The organism is Desulfoluna sp. HI9BLuna (assembly GCF_056829775.1).
Window position 1 is genome coordinate 1,703,685 of the sequence record NZ_CP186555.1, and the last position, 16,489, is coordinate 1,720,173.

Genomic DNA, 16,489 nt, shown 5'->3' on the forward strand with positions numbered 1-16,489 from the left:
TCGCCTTATACTATGGGTTCCCCTTAAACGACCCGCGTTCCGCTTACGCTCTCCAGGTCAGAACCGGGGCTTTGGCGAAGGGATTTTCTTCCAGATAATCGGCCACCACCACGCCCCCACCGGCCACCGAAGCATACGCCACACGCCCAGGAACGCCCGGTGTGCGGTGGTCCGCCACGTGGGTCCCGATCTGCAGCTGCATGGGACGGAAATCAAGGGCCATCACGATGGAGTCTGAATCTCCGGGGGATCCGGCAATGGCGGTTCCCCGAAGGGCCCCCATCACATAGATGTCGCCTCCGGCCACCACCTCCCCCCCGGGGTTCACGTCCCCGAGCACCAGAAGGTGCCGCTCCGCGGTGACCCGCTGCCCGGATCGCACGCGCCCGGTAAGGACCTGGGTCTCCGAAGCTGAAGGGGTGGGGATAACCTCGGCTCCTTCGCTCTCCGGCGGCTCACCGTAAGGCAACACACCGGACACGGCAAACCGGTCCTGAAGCACCGGGGCAAGGCGATCCGCCCAGAGGGACGAGCCGGACCAGCTGCCGGCGTCCACCTGTACCAGGGCCCCGGCCGCGAGGTTTCTAAGCTGGCGGAAAATTCGAATCGTGGCTTTCAGGAGATGGTCTTCCGAGGCCCTGGGGTCCACGGAGAGCAGAAACCCGTCCCCGTATCCCTTTATTTTCACCGCTGTTTTCGCCGAGCCAAACAAAACCGCCACCGCATATCCTTCCTTAACATGTTGACAACGAAGCAAAAAGCCCGCAGCACACAATCACTCCATACGAGCTCAGGGCCGATCTTGAAAAACCGTATTATCGGGCTTATCCCGGGGGTTCTCCCGGGCGTGTTGCGATGCCATTAGCAATAATAGCTATCCAAAGTAACATGCAATCATAAAAAACCAAGGGATATCGGTCAAGGCAGATCACGTGCGGCAAGTAGAATAGAAGGGATGAAGCAAAAGAAGCTGATTTAAGAAAATCGCAAAAAGGAAAGTAACATTCCGGAATTTTGTCTGTTTCTACGCCACCGAGGCCGGGGAGCGCCGGCTCCCCGCCCCGGGATTTATGGACGGTAGACCCGGGGAACCCGGGAGGCAACCATGCAGGTCACTTCATAGTTGATGGTGCCGACGACCTCGGCGATCTCATCGGCGGAGACCAATGCGTCACCCTGGCTTCCCATGATCACCACCTCGTCCCCCACGGCCACGCCGTGGACGTCGGTGACATCCACCATGGTCATGTCCATGCAGACCCGCCCCAGGACAGGGACGCGATGGCCCCGCACCAGCATGTGCCCGCGATTTGACATGAGCCTGGGGTACCCGTCTCCGTACCCGCAGGGTACCGTGGCCACCACGGTCTCCTTCTCCGCCTGCCAGGTCCCGCCGTAGCTGATGAACGCGCCTTTTTTCACGCGCTTGACCTGGACGACGCTCCCCTTCACCTGCATGGCGGGCCGGACGCCCAGAGTATCCACCCGCACCTTGGCAGAGGGGTTCAGTCCGTACAGGGAGATCCCCCCCCGCACCATGTCAAACCGAGCCTCGGGCAGGGTGAAGATGCCCGCCGTGTTGGCGGCATGGCGAAGCTCAAAGGTGACCCCCAGGGCCTCAAGGCATCCCAGAACCGAGGTGAAACGGGCCAGCTGATTCCGGGCTTCCACCAGATTGGCTTCATCGGCGGTTGCAAAATGGGTAAAAATGCCCTCGGCACGGATCCCCGGAAGGGCCACAGCCCGGGCAATGGCTTCTGCGCATGCCTCTGGAGATTCCCGGCCCGGATCCTGAACCGCGTCAAACCCCACGCGGCCCATGCCGGTGTCCACCTTGACATGGCCCAGGACCTCACCGCCCAGCTCCACTGCCACCCGGCTCAGCATGCGAGCATACCCGTCGTCCACCACGGCCTGTCGCAGGCCGTAGCGTATCAAAAGGGGCACCCCCGACTCCGGGGTGACTCCCAGGATAAGGATGGGGGCTTCGATACCCGCCTCACGCAGGATCACGGCCTCGGAGACCCGGGCCACCCCCAGCCAGGACGCGCCGTTTGCAAGGGCGGTTCGGGCCACCTCTTCGGCACCGTGGCCATAGGCATTGGCCTTGACCACGGCCATGAGACGGGCTTTTCCCGCATGGGCTTTCAATATCTGTGCATTGGCGGCGATGCGGGAAAGATCGATCTCCGCAAAGATGGGTTCAGGGACGTTAGCGGTTGCTGTCAAGGGCACCTCCACAGGCGCAGATCCGGCAAGGGAACCGAAGCAGGCATGCATCGGTCCCGCCGTCGTCACGACGCCATCCTGAGCACACAGCGCCTGACCTTCTCCTCGGCAACGCATTTGAACCGCTTCAGGAGTTCGGGTGAGATCCCTTCGTAAACGTCGAAAAAGTCCGGATTCAGGGTGTGCTTGGGGTTAAACTCCTGCAGGGCGTAAAGCTCTGCGCCTTCTATCATGCCGGTGATGGTGTCCAGGACCGCCTCATCGATGAACGGCGAGGTGCAGGTGGTGCGAAACTCGTGGGGCAGGCCCGAGTGCAGAATGGCCGACACGCTCTCCTTGAGCTCCGCCTCCATGGGGCGACGTGAGAGAAGTGGCATGTAAGCGGCGGGATCGGCCTTGATATCCATGGCCACATAGTCCAGCAGCCCCTCGTCCATCAGGGACTTGAGCATGGCCGGGCGGCTTCCGTTGGTGTCCAGCTTGACCAGGAACCCCATCTCCTTGACCTTTCGGATGAACTCAGGCAGGTCGCTGTGGAGGCAGGGTTCTCCCCCGCTCACCACCACAGCGTCCAGTCGCCCCACACGCGTCTGCAAAAAACCCAGGACCTCATCCACCTCGTAGGGCGTTTCAGGCCCGCCATCATTCACCAGGCCGGCGTTGTGGCAGTAAGGGCAGGTCAGGTTGCATCCGTAGGTAAAGACCACCGCCCCGATCTTTCCGGGGTAATCGATCAGCGAGCATTTATTCAAACCACCGATAATCATCGTTCAGGACTCTCCTTCCATCACCAGATGGCGGCCGTCTGTGGGGTCCGCGCATCTGCCGCTCCAAAATAGTCGGGGCCGATCTTTCCTGCAAGGAGAAATCGGCCCCGACACACAGATCAAGGGTTCGGCAACAAGGCCGTTCCTTATGTCGACTCCCCTTTCGGACACGGGGAATACATAAAAAAAACGCATAAGCCACGGCACGGGACGCAGCCCCTGCCATGGCCAGGGAATGGCCCTTTAGGCCACCTTAAAGGTTTCACGCATGCAGAATTCGCTCTGCTTGCCGTTGTTCCACTGGGATACGGGCCGAAGGTACCCCACCACGCGGGAGTAAATCTCCGTGGCGCTGCCGCACTTCTCGCAGGTCTTCACCTCCCCTGCGATGTAGCCGTGGGATGGACAGACGCTGAAGGTCGGGGTCAGGGTGAAGTAGGGCAGGCGGTAGTTGCCGGAAACCTTTTTCACCAGGGACTTGACCGCCTCCACATCGGAGACCTCTTCCCCGAGGAACATGTGAAGCACGGTGCCGCCGGTGTACTTGGTCTGGAGCTCGTCCTGGAGGTCCAGCACCTCAAAGAGGTCGTCGCTGTAGTTCACCGGCAGGTGGGTGGAGTTGGTGTAGAAGGGGTCGTCCCCGTTCCTGAAGGCCTCTTCGTTGGCGCAGGCCGCATCCGGATAGATCTTCTTGTCCTTCATGGCCAGGCGGTACCCGGTGCCTTCCCCTGGGGTGGCCTCCAGGTTGAAGATGTCCCCGGTCTCATCCTGGAGCTGCTCCAGGCGACCACGGATATGGTCCAGAATCCTCAGGGCCATCTCTTTGCCCTCGGTCTCGGCGATGCCCTGGCCCATGAAGTTCACCAGGGCTTCCTGCATGCCGATGATGCCGATGGTGGAGAAGTGGTTCTTCCAGTAGATCCCGAAGCGCTCCTTGATGTGGCGCAGGTAGAACTTGGAATAGGGGTAGAGGTTCTTTTCGGTGAACTCTTCCAGGATCTTGCGCTTGATCACCAGGCTCTCCTTGGCCAGGTCAATAAGCTCATCAAGACGTGCCATGAAGGCCTCTTCGGTCTCCACCTCTTTGCCGATGCGGGGCAGGTTGAGGGTGACCACCCCGATGGAGCCGGTGAGGGGGTTGGCGCCGAAGAGCCCGCCGCCGCGCTTGAGGAGCTCGCGGTTGTCCAGGCGCAGTCGGCAGCACATGGACCGGGCGTCGTCGGGGCTCATGTCGGAATTGACGAAGTTGGAGAAGTAGGGAATGCCGTAGCGACCCGTCATCTTCCAGATCATGTCGAGGTTGGGGTTGTCCCAGTCGAAATCCTCGGTGATGTTGTAGGTGGGGATGGGGAACGTAAAGACGCGGCCCTTGGCGTCCCCTTCCATCATCACCTCGGCAAAGGCGCGGTTCAGGGTATCCATCTCCTCCTGGAACTCGCCGTAGGTCTCGTCAAGGTCCTCCCCGCCGATGATGATGGGGGTGTCCTTGAGGTTCTTGGGCACCACAAGGTCCATGGTGATGTTGGTAAAGGGGGTCTGGAAACCGACACGCGTGGGGATGTTGATGTTGAACACAAACTCCTGGAGCGCCTGCTTCACCTTGCCGTAGGAGAGCTTGTCCTTACGGATAAAGGGGGCCAGAAGGGTGTCGAAGTTGCTGATGGCCTGGGCCCCGGCCGCCTCGCCCTGGAGGGTGTAAAAGAAGTTCACGATCTGGCCCAGGGCGGTGCGCAGGTGCTTGGGCGGGGTGCTCTCCACCTTGCCGGCCACGCCTTTGAACCCTACGCGCAGGAGGTCCTGAAGGTCCCAGCCCACGCAGTATACGGAGAGCAGGCTCAGGTCATGGATGTGCAGGTGCCCCTGGTTGTGGGCCTCGCGGATGCCTTCGGGGTAAATCTTGTTGAGCCAGTACTCGGCGGTGATGTCCGAAGAGATGTAGTTGTTCAGGCCCTGGAGAGAGTAGCTCATGTTGCTGTTCTCTTTGATCTTCCAGTCGAGCTTCTTGATGTAGTTGTCCATCAGCTCGGTGTTGGCCTTGATGGTGATGTTCCGAATCTGGGCACGCTGCTCACGGTAGAGGATGTACGCCTTGGCGGTCTTGTAAAACGGGGAATCCAGGAGCACGCGCTCCACAATGTCCTGGACCTCCTCCACGTCGGGAACCGCCCCCAGACGCAGGGTCCGGGCCATGGAGAGAAATTTCATGGTCAGCATCTTGCCTTCCCGCTCCCCGAACTCCCCTGTGGCTTTCCCCGCTTTTGCGATGGCCGCCGTAATCTTGGAAGAGTCAAATTCCACCACGCTACCGTTTCGTTTTTTGATTCGTTCGAACAAATGCCTACCCCTTCTTCATCTTTAACGTTCACAGGTTTACACAGACCGCACGGCGGAGAGCCCTCTTGCACCTTATGCCTAAAGGCCGCATCTCTCACTCGTACCGGTCAGGTCAGGGTTCCGGTTGCATAGCCGCGCTCCGACGGTTCGGAACGGCCCTGGGAACTGCAATGCACGCACGCATCCCCATGGACAGCCGCAGACTATGTAACCACCATCTCCTCTTGTATGTTGTAAAGACTGCTTACATCGAATTGTTGTGTGGAATGATGCCGACCGACAGCCCTCAAGGCAGGGATCAACTACGCCCTAATGTGAGACCGGCAACGACGTGACATGACGTCGGACGCGCCTGAGCAGAATCCTTCCTGCCGTGAGACACCGACGCCGTCATGGATTATCTTATCGGATGTTCCTCGTTCAGTGAGTTGGGGACCGGGCAATGCCCACGGAGGGCTACCCGGAATCAGCTCCGGATGGGTGCCTTGCCATGGTTGCCTCTGTTGCCCCATGTCGTCATGAAATGTTCTGATTGTTCGGGCTTCCGAGAACTCGGTTTTCAGCCTGCCGCGCCCCAGGAGAGGGCGGCATGGTAAAATCGGGTGTCAGGTGGTGACCCGGGGATGTCGCCGGTCAGGTATTGACCCCGACGACAGCTCAAGTTTACACAATATATAGTCAGTGTCAACCCTATTCTCCCACATATTGTATATCCCCCCTCCGGACCATCACCAGCCATATCTTGAAAAAAATCAAGCCAGTATACACACGACCACGCATGTAAACATCCGTTGCACCCCTATTTTTTTATGTCCGCCCAGACCTGAAATCAGCACGGGATACGCCGCTCCGCAAGCCATCGAGGCCCACGGCAAAAAAAGCCGTCCCTCACCGGACCAAAGGCGTGCTATGCTTTCCCGCATTGCCGGTGCCCGACGCCATGGCGGCCCCGGATAAAAAACGCCCCATATAGGGCCCTAAGCCGCCCTTTCAAGGAGATTGCCATGTTCGACGACAAACGAGCCGACAAACGGCTGGTAGAAAAGACGCCCCCAGACATCAGGCGGGCCATCGGCGGGCTGTACCGGTCCCGGACGGCCACGCGGCTTCTGCTCATCATCGCCATTGTGTCGGCCATTTTCGGTGGGGTAGGCCTGGATGTCTGCCTGTCGGAACCCATGTGGGAAGCCCATATCTGGGTCCCGGCCCTGCTCATTGTCCTGGCGGTCTGGATCTTCGTCTCCATCCTCCTGCACGCCATCCGCATCAAGCTCTTCACAAAATAGGGGCCCGTGGCGCCGTCTTTACGGCACAAAAAAACTGCCCTGCGGGTGCACGGGCACCGGCAGGGCAGTTTGTCTTGTCGTATCAGGGCGGACTTGGCCGCTGCAGGCCTACACGAGCAGCAGCTCCGTGAAGTAGTGAAAAATACGGGCGGTGGCGCCCCACACGGCCATGTTTTCCACCGGGTACTGCAGCTCATCCCACCCCGGCACGCGACCGGAATAGGCCTTTTCATGGTGGGCCTTCACCACCTCTCCCAACGGAATCATGACAATACGGGCGATCTCCGAGGGGTCGAAGACCACCTCCTCCTCTTCCCCGTGCCAGATCCCGAAAAAAGCCTCGATCTCAGTATTCTTGATGGTCTGGAAATGGCCCAGAGAGCCCACATAATCCACCTGATCAGGCAGGATCCCCGTCTCTTCCCTCAGCTCACGGTATGCCGTGGAGAGGGGCGAGGCGTCCACCGGGTCCTGGTGTCCGCCGGGAAAAGCCACCTGGTTGGCCCAGGGGTACCCCTTGTTGTCGGCTTTCAAGATAGCCAGGATCGTGGGGTCGGTCTCAGGGGTCCGCATGAGCATAAACACGGAGGCCTTTTTCAGGTGGTCTCCGATGGAATCGGGGTGTGTCGTGGTACGAATCATCTCCCGCGCGTAATTCACATCAAAGGGGGCCGTGGTGTCCATTTAGCGTTTATACCCCTCGTTGGCCATGAACCGGAGCCGTTCCAGAAAGGTATCGGCATCCAGATATCCATTCATGAAGCTGATCTGGGCCCCGTTCTCATCGAGGAACAGGCTGTAGGGCAACCCCCTCACCCGGTACTTGCGGGCCAGCTCCTTCTCCCGGTCCGCATCCACCTGCACCGGAACGAAGTTTTCGTTCAAGTAGGCGATCACTTTTTCGGACTGAAAGGTGGTTTCGGCCATGAGGGTGCAGTACTTGCACCAGGCCGCATGGAAATTGACATATATTTTCCTGCCGCTGGACGCAGCCAGGTCCACCCCTTCCTGGTACGACTTCCACTGGATGCCGCCGGGGGTGGTATCCAGGGCAAGGGCGCTCGTGTCGGTCATCAGCAGGCAGGCCAGGGCCGCCACAAACGATATCAATGCGTTGCGCATGGGTATCCTCCGGATGGGTTCTCCCACCGTGACCGGCCACCCGGGCATCGATGGATTCGGTTTATCGCCTTTGCCCGAAGCCGGGTCCCCGGACAGGACAAAAGCGCTCCTTTTACAACAGCATAACGGTCAGGGGATTGCAAGGGCATTGATATACCCGCCCAGGAGCAGAATCCCCACGGCCACAAGCAGGACGCCGGCCACTTTGTTCACATAGGGCAGCACCTTGCGCGCCTTTTTCATAAAATTCAACATGGCGTGGATAAAAACGGAAATCAGGATAAAGGGCAGGGCCAGGCCCGCCGAATAGACCGTAAGAAGTCCCATACCCCGGGCCACCGTCTCCTGGTTCCCGGCAAGGACAAGGATGGATCCCAGCATGGGGCCGATGCAGGGACTCCACCCTGCGCCGAAGGCCATGCCCACCACAAACACCCCGAAAAGGTGCAGGGGCTTGTGCTGTACCCTCAGGCGCTTGTCCACCTGCAGGCTGGGAACGCGGAGCAGCCCCAGGAAGTGAAGCCCGAAAAGGATCACGAGGATCCCTCCGCCCATGCGGAGCCACTCCTTGCTGTCGTAGAGCAGGCCGCCCAGGGAGGAGACCGCCGCCCCCAAGAGCACAAACACAAGGGAAAACCCCGACACATAGGCCAGGGTGGCTAAAATCACCTGCTTTCTCACCCCCGCCCCTCCGGCATGGAGTTCCTCCAGAGAAAAGCCAGTTATAAAGGTAAAGTAAGCGGGAACCAGCGGCAGCACGCACGGGGAAAAAAACGAAAGCAGGCCCGCAGCAAAGGCTGCGCCCCACGAAACCGTCAGAAAACCAGTCATATAGTTCAAACTCCAATGGGACAAAGGGGGGTGGATACAAGGCCAGTTCTCTCAGAAAAATCTGTGTACCCGGTCAATGAACGGGCAAATTATATGGAAGTTACCGAGGAAAGGCAAACAAAAGATCCGGTCCGTATTCCCTTACCAAACAGCAATTTACCCCGACCGCCCCGTATATTTCCCGCATATTCCCGCCCCTGTTCACCCATCTTACCGAAGTCATTTGAAATCATCGCTGCTGCAAAAAAAAGGGTAAGTAATCTTCCCTTCCTGCCGATAAGTACGATTAAGCGAATGAATAACACGTCCAACGGACAAGGCATCCAAATGCACCTGACCGGCTGAGCTGGAGGTATATGCAATGATTTTTGAAGACGACGACACCCTAAGAATGTACGTGGAAGAGTCCCTGGAGCACCTTTCGGATATTGAAAGCGACCTCCTGGCCATTGAGGAGGCGGGACTTGAAAACGGCGAAGAGTTGATCAACAACGTATTCCGTGCAGCCCACTCCATTAAAGGAGGCGCTGGGTTCATGGGCCTCACCACGGTCAAGGAGCTCTCCCACAACCTGGAGAACGCCCTGAACATGATGCGCAACGGTGAGCTGGACCCGGCCCCTGCGGTCATCAGCACCCTGCTCACCGCCTTCGACAAACTGACGGACCTGGTCAACAACATCGAGACGAGCAACGAGGCGGACATCACCACCTTTGTCGATGCCCTCGTCGCCATCGACAGCCTGCCCGAGGCTCCCGCTGAGCCCCAGGCACAGGCCCCTGCCCCCTTCGTGACCGAAGACGACGAAGACCACCTGGCCGCCTTTGAGGTGGACAGAGAGGAGCTGGACAAATTTCTCCGGCAGGGCAAATACGTCTACCGACTCACCTACGACCTGAACCGGGATATCGCCGATCAGGGCAAGGTGGTCAACGAGGTCCTGAACACCCTGGGCAACAGCGGCATGATCCTGGGCTCCACCGACCCCACGGTTCCCGCCGACGCCAAGGGAGACCGCCCCTTCCTCGTCCTCTTCGCCTCCATCATCGAACCGGACATCGCGCCCCTGCTGGCCGAGCTTGACGAATCCGCCGTGGAGGACATCACCCCGCTCCTGGGCGGGGGCGAAGCCGCCATGGACCAGATCATCGAGGACGCCGAGTCCGCAGCGACTCCGGCAGCCCCCAGCGCCCCCGAACCAGCCGGGCCGTCGCAACCGGTGGCCGCACCCGCGCCCCAGCCGGTTCCCCAGGCCGTTGCCACCCCCGCCCGGGTGGACGAGCACGAAGCCAAGCCCATGGAGATGGAGCCCCGAAGCAAGGGCCAGACCTCCATCCGGGTCAACCTGGAACTCCTCGACACCCTCATGACCCTGGCAGGGGAGCTGGTCCTCAGCCGCAACCAGCTCATGCAGGGCATCACCGGAAGCAACACACGGGCCGTGGAGACATCCGGGCAGCGCATCGACATGATCACCTCCGAACTCCAGGAGGCCATCATGCGTACCCGCATGCAGCCCATCTCCAACGTCTTCAACAAATTCACCCGCGTGGTCAGGGACCTTGCCGGCACCTTGAACAAAAAGGTGGACCTCTTCATCGAGGGCAAAGACGTGGAGCTCGACAAGACCATCATCGAGTCCATCAACGACCCCCTCACCCACCTGGTGAGAAACTCCGTTGACCACGGCATCGAATCCCCGGAAGACCGCGCCCGCCTGGGCAAAAATCCCACGGGACGCATCTTCCTCAAGGCCTTCCACGAAGCAGGCCAGGTCAACATCGAGATCAGCGACGACGGCGGCGGCATCGACGGGGACGCCATTGCCGCGGCAGCCATTCGCAAGGGCCTGCTCAGCGAATCCGACGTGGCCGTCATGGGCACCAAAGAGAAGGTGGGGCTCATCTTCCTCCCAGGTTTTTCCACCGCACGCCAGGTAACGGACGTCTCCGGCCGCGGCGTGGGCATGGACGTGGTCAAGACCAACCTGGACAAACTCGGCGGGATCATCGACATCCACTCCAAGCCCGGGAAAGGGACCACCATCCTCATCAAACTGCCCCTGACCCTGGCCATCATCCCCAGCCAGATCGTCTCCGTGGAGAACGAACGCTACGCCATCCCCCAGGTGAACCTGGACGAGCTCCTGCGTATCCCCGCGGCCCAGGTGAAGGACCGCATCGAAAAGGTTGGCAACGCCGACGTGGTGAGACTCCGCGGGGCCCTGCTGCCCTTGCTGCGCCTCACCGACCTGCTGGACATCGCCCCCACCTTTGTCCACCCGGAAGACGGCAAGGTCTACCCGGACAAACGCCGCAACCTGGCCGACCGCCGCCAGAACGAGGACGACCTCCCCGAAGAGATCCGCGACATGCGAAGCGGCGAGGACCGGCGCTACCGAAGCGACAGCGCCATCAACATCGCCGTGGTCTCTGCCGGCAACTTCAAGTACGGCCTGGTGGTGGACGAGCTGCGGGACTCAGAAGAGATCGTGGTCAAGCCCTTGGGCCGCCACCTGAGCAAATGCGACGGCTACGCCGGAGCCACCATCATGGGCGACGGCCGTGTGGCCCTCATCCTGGACGTGGCCTCCCTGGCCAAGATGGGCTCCCTCAACGAAACCTCATCCAAGACCATCAGCGCCGCCGAAGAGGCTTCGGCCAACGAACGCAATAACGCGGGCAGCGACCGTACGGCCCTGCTCACCTTCAAAGGGGGCGAGGCCGAACACTTCGCAGCCCCCCTCAACCTGGTGGAACGCATTGAGCGCATAAAATCCGAAGAGATCGAAGAGGTGGGCGGACGCCGGGTGATCCAGTACCGCGGCGGCACCCTGCCCCTGAACGAGGTCTCCGAAGTGGCCAACGTGGCCCCTGTGCCGGAGAGCGATCAGTACGAAGTGGTGGTCTTCCGCGTGGGAGGCCGGGAGACGGGCCTTCTCGTCACGCCCCCGGTGGACGCCGTGGAAGTGGACCTCAACGTGGACGCCTCCACCCTCAAGCAGGAGGGGATCATGGGCTCCCTCATCGTGGGGGACCACACCACCCTCATGGTGGACATCTTCGAGCTGGTGCGCACGGTCAATCCCACCTGGTTTGAGGAGAACCGTCCCACCGGGCCGGACACCACGGCCACAGGCGGCGAAATCCGCGTCCTCTTTGCCGAAGACTCCGCCTTCTTCCGCAATCAGGTCTCCGACTTCCTGAACGACGAAGGGTTCATCGTCACCACCGCCGAAGACGGGGCCGAGGCCTGGGACTACCTCAACAAAGGGGTGGACGACTTCACCGTCATCCTGACCGACCTGGAGATGCCCAACATGGACGGCTTTGAGCTCACCAAAAAGATCAAAGCCTCGGAAACCTTCGGGCACCTGCCCGTGGTGGCCCTCACCTCCCTTGCCAGCGAGCGGGACATCCAGAAAGGCAAGGAGGCCGGCATCGACAGCTACCAGATCAAGCTGGACCGGGAAAAGCTCATCGATGTGGTTCGGGAATACTCCCTGTAGCCGTGCAACCCCATCAGCGTTAGGAGAGACACCATGAATGAACAGGCTAAAAAAAACGGAAACTCGTCCATGCTGGAACTGGCCACCTTCTCCGTAGGGGAGGCCCAGTGCGGCATCGACATCCTCAAGATACAGGAAATAAACAAGCAGACCGAGGTCACCGGTGTGCCCCAGTCCCCCGATTACGTGGTGGGGGTCCTTAACCTCCGCGGGCGCATCGTCACGGTCATCGACCTCGGCCTCAAGACGGGGCTCTCCCCCATCACACGGGACAAGGACAACCGCAACATCATTGTGGACTCCATGGGTGAGCACATCGGACTGCTGGTGGACCGCATCAGCGACGTCATGAGCGCCGACCCCAGCCACGTGGAACCTCCCCCCGCCAACCTGGGCGGTATCGAAGGAAGCTACTTCGAAGGGGTGGTCAAGACCGAAGCAGGCCTCATCGGTGTCCTGGACATCGAACGGGTCCTCACCGAAGGGTAAGCACAGCCCCCGACGGACCGTAACAAAAAAGGGTCGCCCCGATTCCCATTCGGTGATAGGTCACCATCGCCGGAGTCGTGTGGGCCCTTCGGCAGAAAAACGGACAAGGGACCTCCTGCGGGAGGTCCCCGTGCCTCCGCACTGCGGTCGTCGCAGCCCGGACCCCATTTGGGTGTGCATCCCGGCATGTGCCAGCCTGCCGGTACCCCGTGAATCCGTTGGTGCCCGAGCCCTTAACCCCTTCTTTTGTTTCCTGGAGGAATCGCCATGGATCCCATCAGAGTACTGGTGGTTGACGATACCATTCTCTATCGTAAAGTTGTCGGAGACGTCATTGCGTCCATCCCGGGTGCCGAAGTATGCGGCACCGCGGCCAACGGGCGATTTGCCCTGACCAAGATCAAGACCTTCAAGCCCGACCTCATCACCCTGGACATCGAGATGCCGGAGATGAACGGCCTGGAGCTCCTGCAAGAGCTGAAAAAAACGGGCATGAAGCTGCCCCGCATCATCATGCTCTCCACCCTCACCACCACCGGCGGGGACATGACCATCCGCGCCCTGGAGCTGGGGGCCTTTGACTTCATCACCAAGCCCCAGTCCGGAACCGCCGCGGAAAACGTCGAAAAAATCCGCACCCAGCTTACACCGGCGGTCACCGCGCTCATCCAGGAGAAGAAATTCCGGTCACGCCTGGACAACGCCCGGGCCACCCTGGCCCGCACCGCCGTCCCTCGGGAGACACGACCCAAACCGGCCGCAACCCCGGCCACCCCGCCCCCAAGGCGCATCACCCGCACGGTGAGCCGCCCCTCCGAGGTGGTGGCCATCGGCATCTCCACCGGCGGTCCCAACGCCCTGGCTGCCATGCTGCCCAAGCTTCCGGCCGATATCGGGGTGCCCATCCTCATTGTGCAGCACATGCCCCCGGTCTTTACCAAGTCCCTTGCGGGCAGCCTCAACACCAAATGCGCCATTGAGGTCAAGGAGGCCGAAGACGGTGACCTCCTGAAACCGGGGCTTGCCCTCATCGCCCCGGGAGGCAAACAGATGCGCGTGGAGGCCCACCGGGACGGGACCCATCGCATGGTCCGCATCACCAACGATCCCCCGGAAAACAGCTGCCGCCCCTCGGCCGACTACCTGTTCCGCTCCGTGGCAGACCACTACGTGGGACGGGCCACCGGTATCATCATGACCGGCATGGGCCAGGACGGGTTCAAGGGATTGCAGAGGATGCACGAAAACGGCGCCGTCATCCTGGCCCAGGATGAGGCCAGCTGCACGGTGTACGGGATGCCCAAGGCTCCCACCGAGGCCGGGATCACGGACAAGGTGGTCCCCCTCCCGGACATGGCCCGCGCCTTGATGGGCACGCTCAAATAATGCCTTTCACCCATTTGACCGAGCTCCGACGCCGGAGGCGACACCACGGCGCACAGGGTAGGTGTTTCCACCGCCCCGTAAGGGCTCTGAAACGGCAACCACATCGCAACAACAAGCAGGTCCGATGAACAGACTGAAGGTCACCGAAAGCGAATTTCAAGCGCTCTCAAAATACATTTATGGGATCTCGGGGATTACCCTGGCCGCAGGCAAGGAGTACCTCATCGAAACCCGGCTGGGCCAGCTTGCCGCGGAATACAGCTGCCGCTCCTACCAGGAGCTGCTCACCCGTTCCCGCACCGAAGCGTCCCGGACCCTCGAAAAAAAGATCATCGACGCCATCTCCACCAACGAGACCTATTTTTTCAGGGACAACGCCCCCTTCAACCTGCTTCAGCACCGCCTGATCCCGGACCTCATCGACCGCAAGAGCAAAAAAGGGGGCCGGGTCACCATCCGCATCTGGAGCAGCGCCAGCTCCACGGGCCAGGAGATCTACAGCACGGCCATGGTCCTCAGGGAGCTGGGCCTGCCCAAACCGGGCATCGACCTGCAGCTTCTGGCCACGGACATCTCCGATGCGGCTATCGCCAGGGCCAGCTACGGCCTCTACAGCCAGTTTGAGGTCACCCGCGGCCTCTCACCGGCCCGCCTCGGCAAATACTTTACCCCCAAGGGGGACGGCTACCGTATCAACGACGACATCCGCAGCATGGTCTCCTTTCGCAAGCAGAACCTGCTCGGCCCCCTGACCGGACTCGGCAAATTCGACATCATCCTCTGCCGCAACGTGGCCATCTACTTCACCCGTGAAGACCGGCTGCGGCTCTTCGACAACCTCTCGCGCCAGCTCGAGCCCGACGGCTGCCTCCTCATCGGATCCACGGAATCCCTTGCCCAGGAGGAGTCGCCCTTTGTCCCCATGCGTTACCTGAACTCCACGTTTTATCAATTGCCGGACGCCTCCCCTTCGGCGGCGCCCCGCATGACCCCATCGAGGGCCGTCCATGGATAAACAAGAACGCCAGTACATCGAAGAGCTGAATCACTGCATCGACTTTAACGACGCAGTCAAGGGCTGCGCGCTGATGCCCTTTTTCACCACCATCTCCGAAACCATGAAGCACACCACCCTCAAAAAGCTCTTCCTGAGCTGCGAGTCCCCGGGGCTGCCCATCGTCAAGTTCCTCACCAACGACTTGAGGAAAAAGGGCAACCGCATGGAGGTGGAGTGGATCATCGGCCAGTTCCTGGCCGGCAACACCTTCGGCCCCATGGACGAGAACCGCCTCTCCTTCTGGGCCGACGCCATGGTGGAGCTGGACCTGCCCCAGGCCCTGCCCCGCCTTTTGGACCTGGTGGCCACCAGCCGCTCCCCCCTGGTCCTCACCGCCGCCCTGCGAGCGAGCCTCGGCCTGTCCGGAGAGGACGGCCCCATGCTCATCAAGCGCCTCTGCGAAGAGAACCGTGAGCAGGGGCAACGCATCGCCGAGACCCTTCCCCTCACGGGCAAGCCCGGTTTTTTTGCCGTGGCCGCCCTGCTGGGCTCCACAGAACACACCCTGCGCAACCTGGCCATCGACATCTTTGCCGCCGCAGGCAGCGAAGGGGTCTGCGCCCTGTCCGCCCAGCTCAAAAGCGACAACACCGACCTGGTGATCCATGCGGTGAACGCCCTGGGCCGCTGCGGTGCCCCCGAGGCCCTGCCTCCCCTGCTGGGCCTGCTGGCCTCCCTGCCCCGGGACCCCAACATCCGCTACGCCGTCTACGAGGCAGCCGGACGCCTCCCCTCCCCCAGATGGGCCCTCCACCTGGCCCGCGGGCTGGCCGACGACTCCGAGGCCGTGCGCATGTCCGCGGCACGCGCCGTGGACCGCAACATCTCCACCCCCCTGATCAAGGGCATCACCAACATCGTCTCCTTCGGGGACGACATTGCCGCCAAGGTGGTGGGGGCCCTCATCGACTCCCAGTCGGACAACACCCTGCGCTTTCTCCTGACCATCGACGGATTCGAAGGGCTCACCGAGACCCACCTCATCCGCCACGCCCACCCGGACGTGCGGGCCCACTGCGTGGCCTTTTTGTCCAAAAAACGATTCAAGGCCCTTGCCGACCGGGTCAAAAAAGCCACGGCGGACACCGGCGTAAGCCGCCCCCTCATAGCCTGCGTGGACGACTCCAAGATGATGCTCATGCTCTACATGAAAAAACTCAACGGCCTGGGCTATGAAGTCGCCACCTTCGAGAACCCGGAGACCGCCGCCCGGGAAATCCCGGCCCTGGCTCCCCGCCTGGTGGTCACGGACCTCAACATGCCCGAGATGGACGGGTTCACCCTGGCCTCCCAGCTGCGCAGGCATGCCGACAGCTCGCGCCTGCCCATTCTCATGGTCACCACACAGAGCGACGCGGCACCCCCTGCCGGGGACGGGGCCAGCCCCGTGGACGCAATCCTCATGAAGCCCTTTACCGACGAAGGCCTCGCCGAGATGGTCAGCCGCCTCATCGCCGTCAAGGAAGCCGTTGATTTTTAA

General features: G+C 61.1%; 13 protein-coding genes. 6 read left to right on the forward strand and 7 right to left on the reverse strand.

The features are described 5' to 3' along the window. Positions 1-43 precede the first annotated feature (43 nt). From ACOYW0_RS06700 to ACOYW0_RS06715, 4 genes are all read right to left on the reverse strand, one after another. Positions 44-721 (reverse strand): septum site-determining protein MinC, encoded by a 678-nt coding sequence (locus tag ACOYW0_RS06700; RefSeq protein ID WP_482417765.1) that lies wholly within the window; start codon positions 719-721, stop codon positions 44-46. A gap of 347 nt (positions 722-1,068) precedes the next feature. After that, on the reverse strand, positions 1,069-2,229 hold the full coding sequence (gene alr / locus ACOYW0_RS06705) for an alanine racemase (protein ID WP_482417766.1): 1,161 nt from the start codon (positions 2,227-2,229) through the stop codon (positions 1,069-1,071). A gap of 65 nt (positions 2,230-2,294) precedes the next feature. Continuing rightward, entirely contained in the window at positions 2,295-2,996 is a 702-nt protein-coding gene (locus ACOYW0_RS06710; RefSeq protein ID WP_482417767.1) for an anaerobic ribonucleoside-triphosphate reductase activating protein, read from the reverse strand. Between the two features lie 243 nt (positions 2,997-3,239). Then, positions 3,240-5,330, reverse strand: coding sequence for a ribonucleoside triphosphate reductase (locus ACOYW0_RS06715; RefSeq protein WP_482417768.1), 2,091 nt, complete (start codon positions 5,328-5,330; stop codon positions 3,240-3,242). 1,004 nt (positions 5,331-6,334) lie between these two features. Here ACOYW0_RS06715 and ACOYW0_RS06720 point away from each other — a divergent pair. Next, complete coding sequence (locus tag ACOYW0_RS06720; RefSeq protein WP_180139492.1) at positions 6,335-6,616, forward strand: hypothetical protein; 282 nt, start codon at positions 6,335-6,337, stop codon at positions 6,614-6,616. 108 nt (positions 6,617-6,724) lie between these two features. Here the strand turns inward: ACOYW0_RS06720 and ACOYW0_RS06725 are convergent, their stop codons facing one another. From ACOYW0_RS06725 to ACOYW0_RS06735, 3 genes are all read right to left on the reverse strand, one after another. Then, positions 6,725-7,300: an NUDIX hydrolase gene (locus ACOYW0_RS06725; protein WP_482417769.1), complete on the reverse strand. Its 576-nt coding sequence runs from the start codon at positions 7,298-7,300 to the stop codon at positions 6,725-6,727. Next, entirely contained in the window at positions 7,301-7,738 is a 438-nt protein-coding gene (locus tag ACOYW0_RS06730) for a thioredoxin family protein (RefSeq protein ID WP_482417770.1), read from the reverse strand. Between the two features lie 129 nt (positions 7,739-7,867). Then, positions 7,868-8,569: a cytochrome c biogenesis CcdA family protein gene (locus tag ACOYW0_RS06735; RefSeq protein WP_482417771.1), complete on the reverse strand. Its 702-nt coding sequence runs from the start codon at positions 8,567-8,569 to the stop codon at positions 7,868-7,870. Positions 8,570-8,930: 361 nt separating this feature from the next. Here ACOYW0_RS06735 and ACOYW0_RS06740 point away from each other — a divergent pair, with 361 nt between their 5' ends. From ACOYW0_RS06740 to ACOYW0_RS06760, 5 genes are all read left to right on the forward strand, one after another. After that, on the forward strand, positions 8,931-12,077 hold the full coding sequence (locus tag ACOYW0_RS06740; RefSeq protein WP_482417772.1) for a hybrid sensor histidine kinase/response regulator: 3,147 nt from the start codon (positions 8,931-8,933) through the stop codon (positions 12,075-12,077). A gap of 33 nt (positions 12,078-12,110) precedes the next feature. Continuing rightward, positions 12,111-12,566, forward strand: a complete 456-nt coding sequence (locus ACOYW0_RS06745; RefSeq protein WP_092208591.1) for a chemotaxis protein CheW — start codon at positions 12,111-12,113, stop codon at positions 12,564-12,566. A 267-nt stretch (positions 12,567-12,833) separates the two neighbouring features. Then, a complete protein-coding gene (locus tag ACOYW0_RS06750) occupies positions 12,834-13,952 on the forward strand; it encodes a protein-glutamate methylesterase/protein-glutamine glutaminase (protein ID WP_482417773.1) in 1,119 nt (372 codons plus the stop codon). 124 nt (positions 13,953-14,076) lie between these two features. After that, positions 14,077-14,967 carry a CheR family methyltransferase gene (locus ACOYW0_RS06755; RefSeq protein WP_482417774.1) on the forward strand — a complete coding sequence of 297 codons (891 nt, stop codon included), beginning with the start codon at positions 14,077-14,079 and terminating at the stop codon, positions 14,965-14,967. Next, complete coding sequence (locus ACOYW0_RS06760; protein ID WP_482417775.1) at positions 14,960-16,489, forward strand: response regulator; 1,530 nt, start codon at positions 14,960-14,962, stop codon at positions 16,487-16,489. The genes ACOYW0_RS06755 and ACOYW0_RS06760 overlap by 8 nt, the downstream gene beginning before the upstream one ends.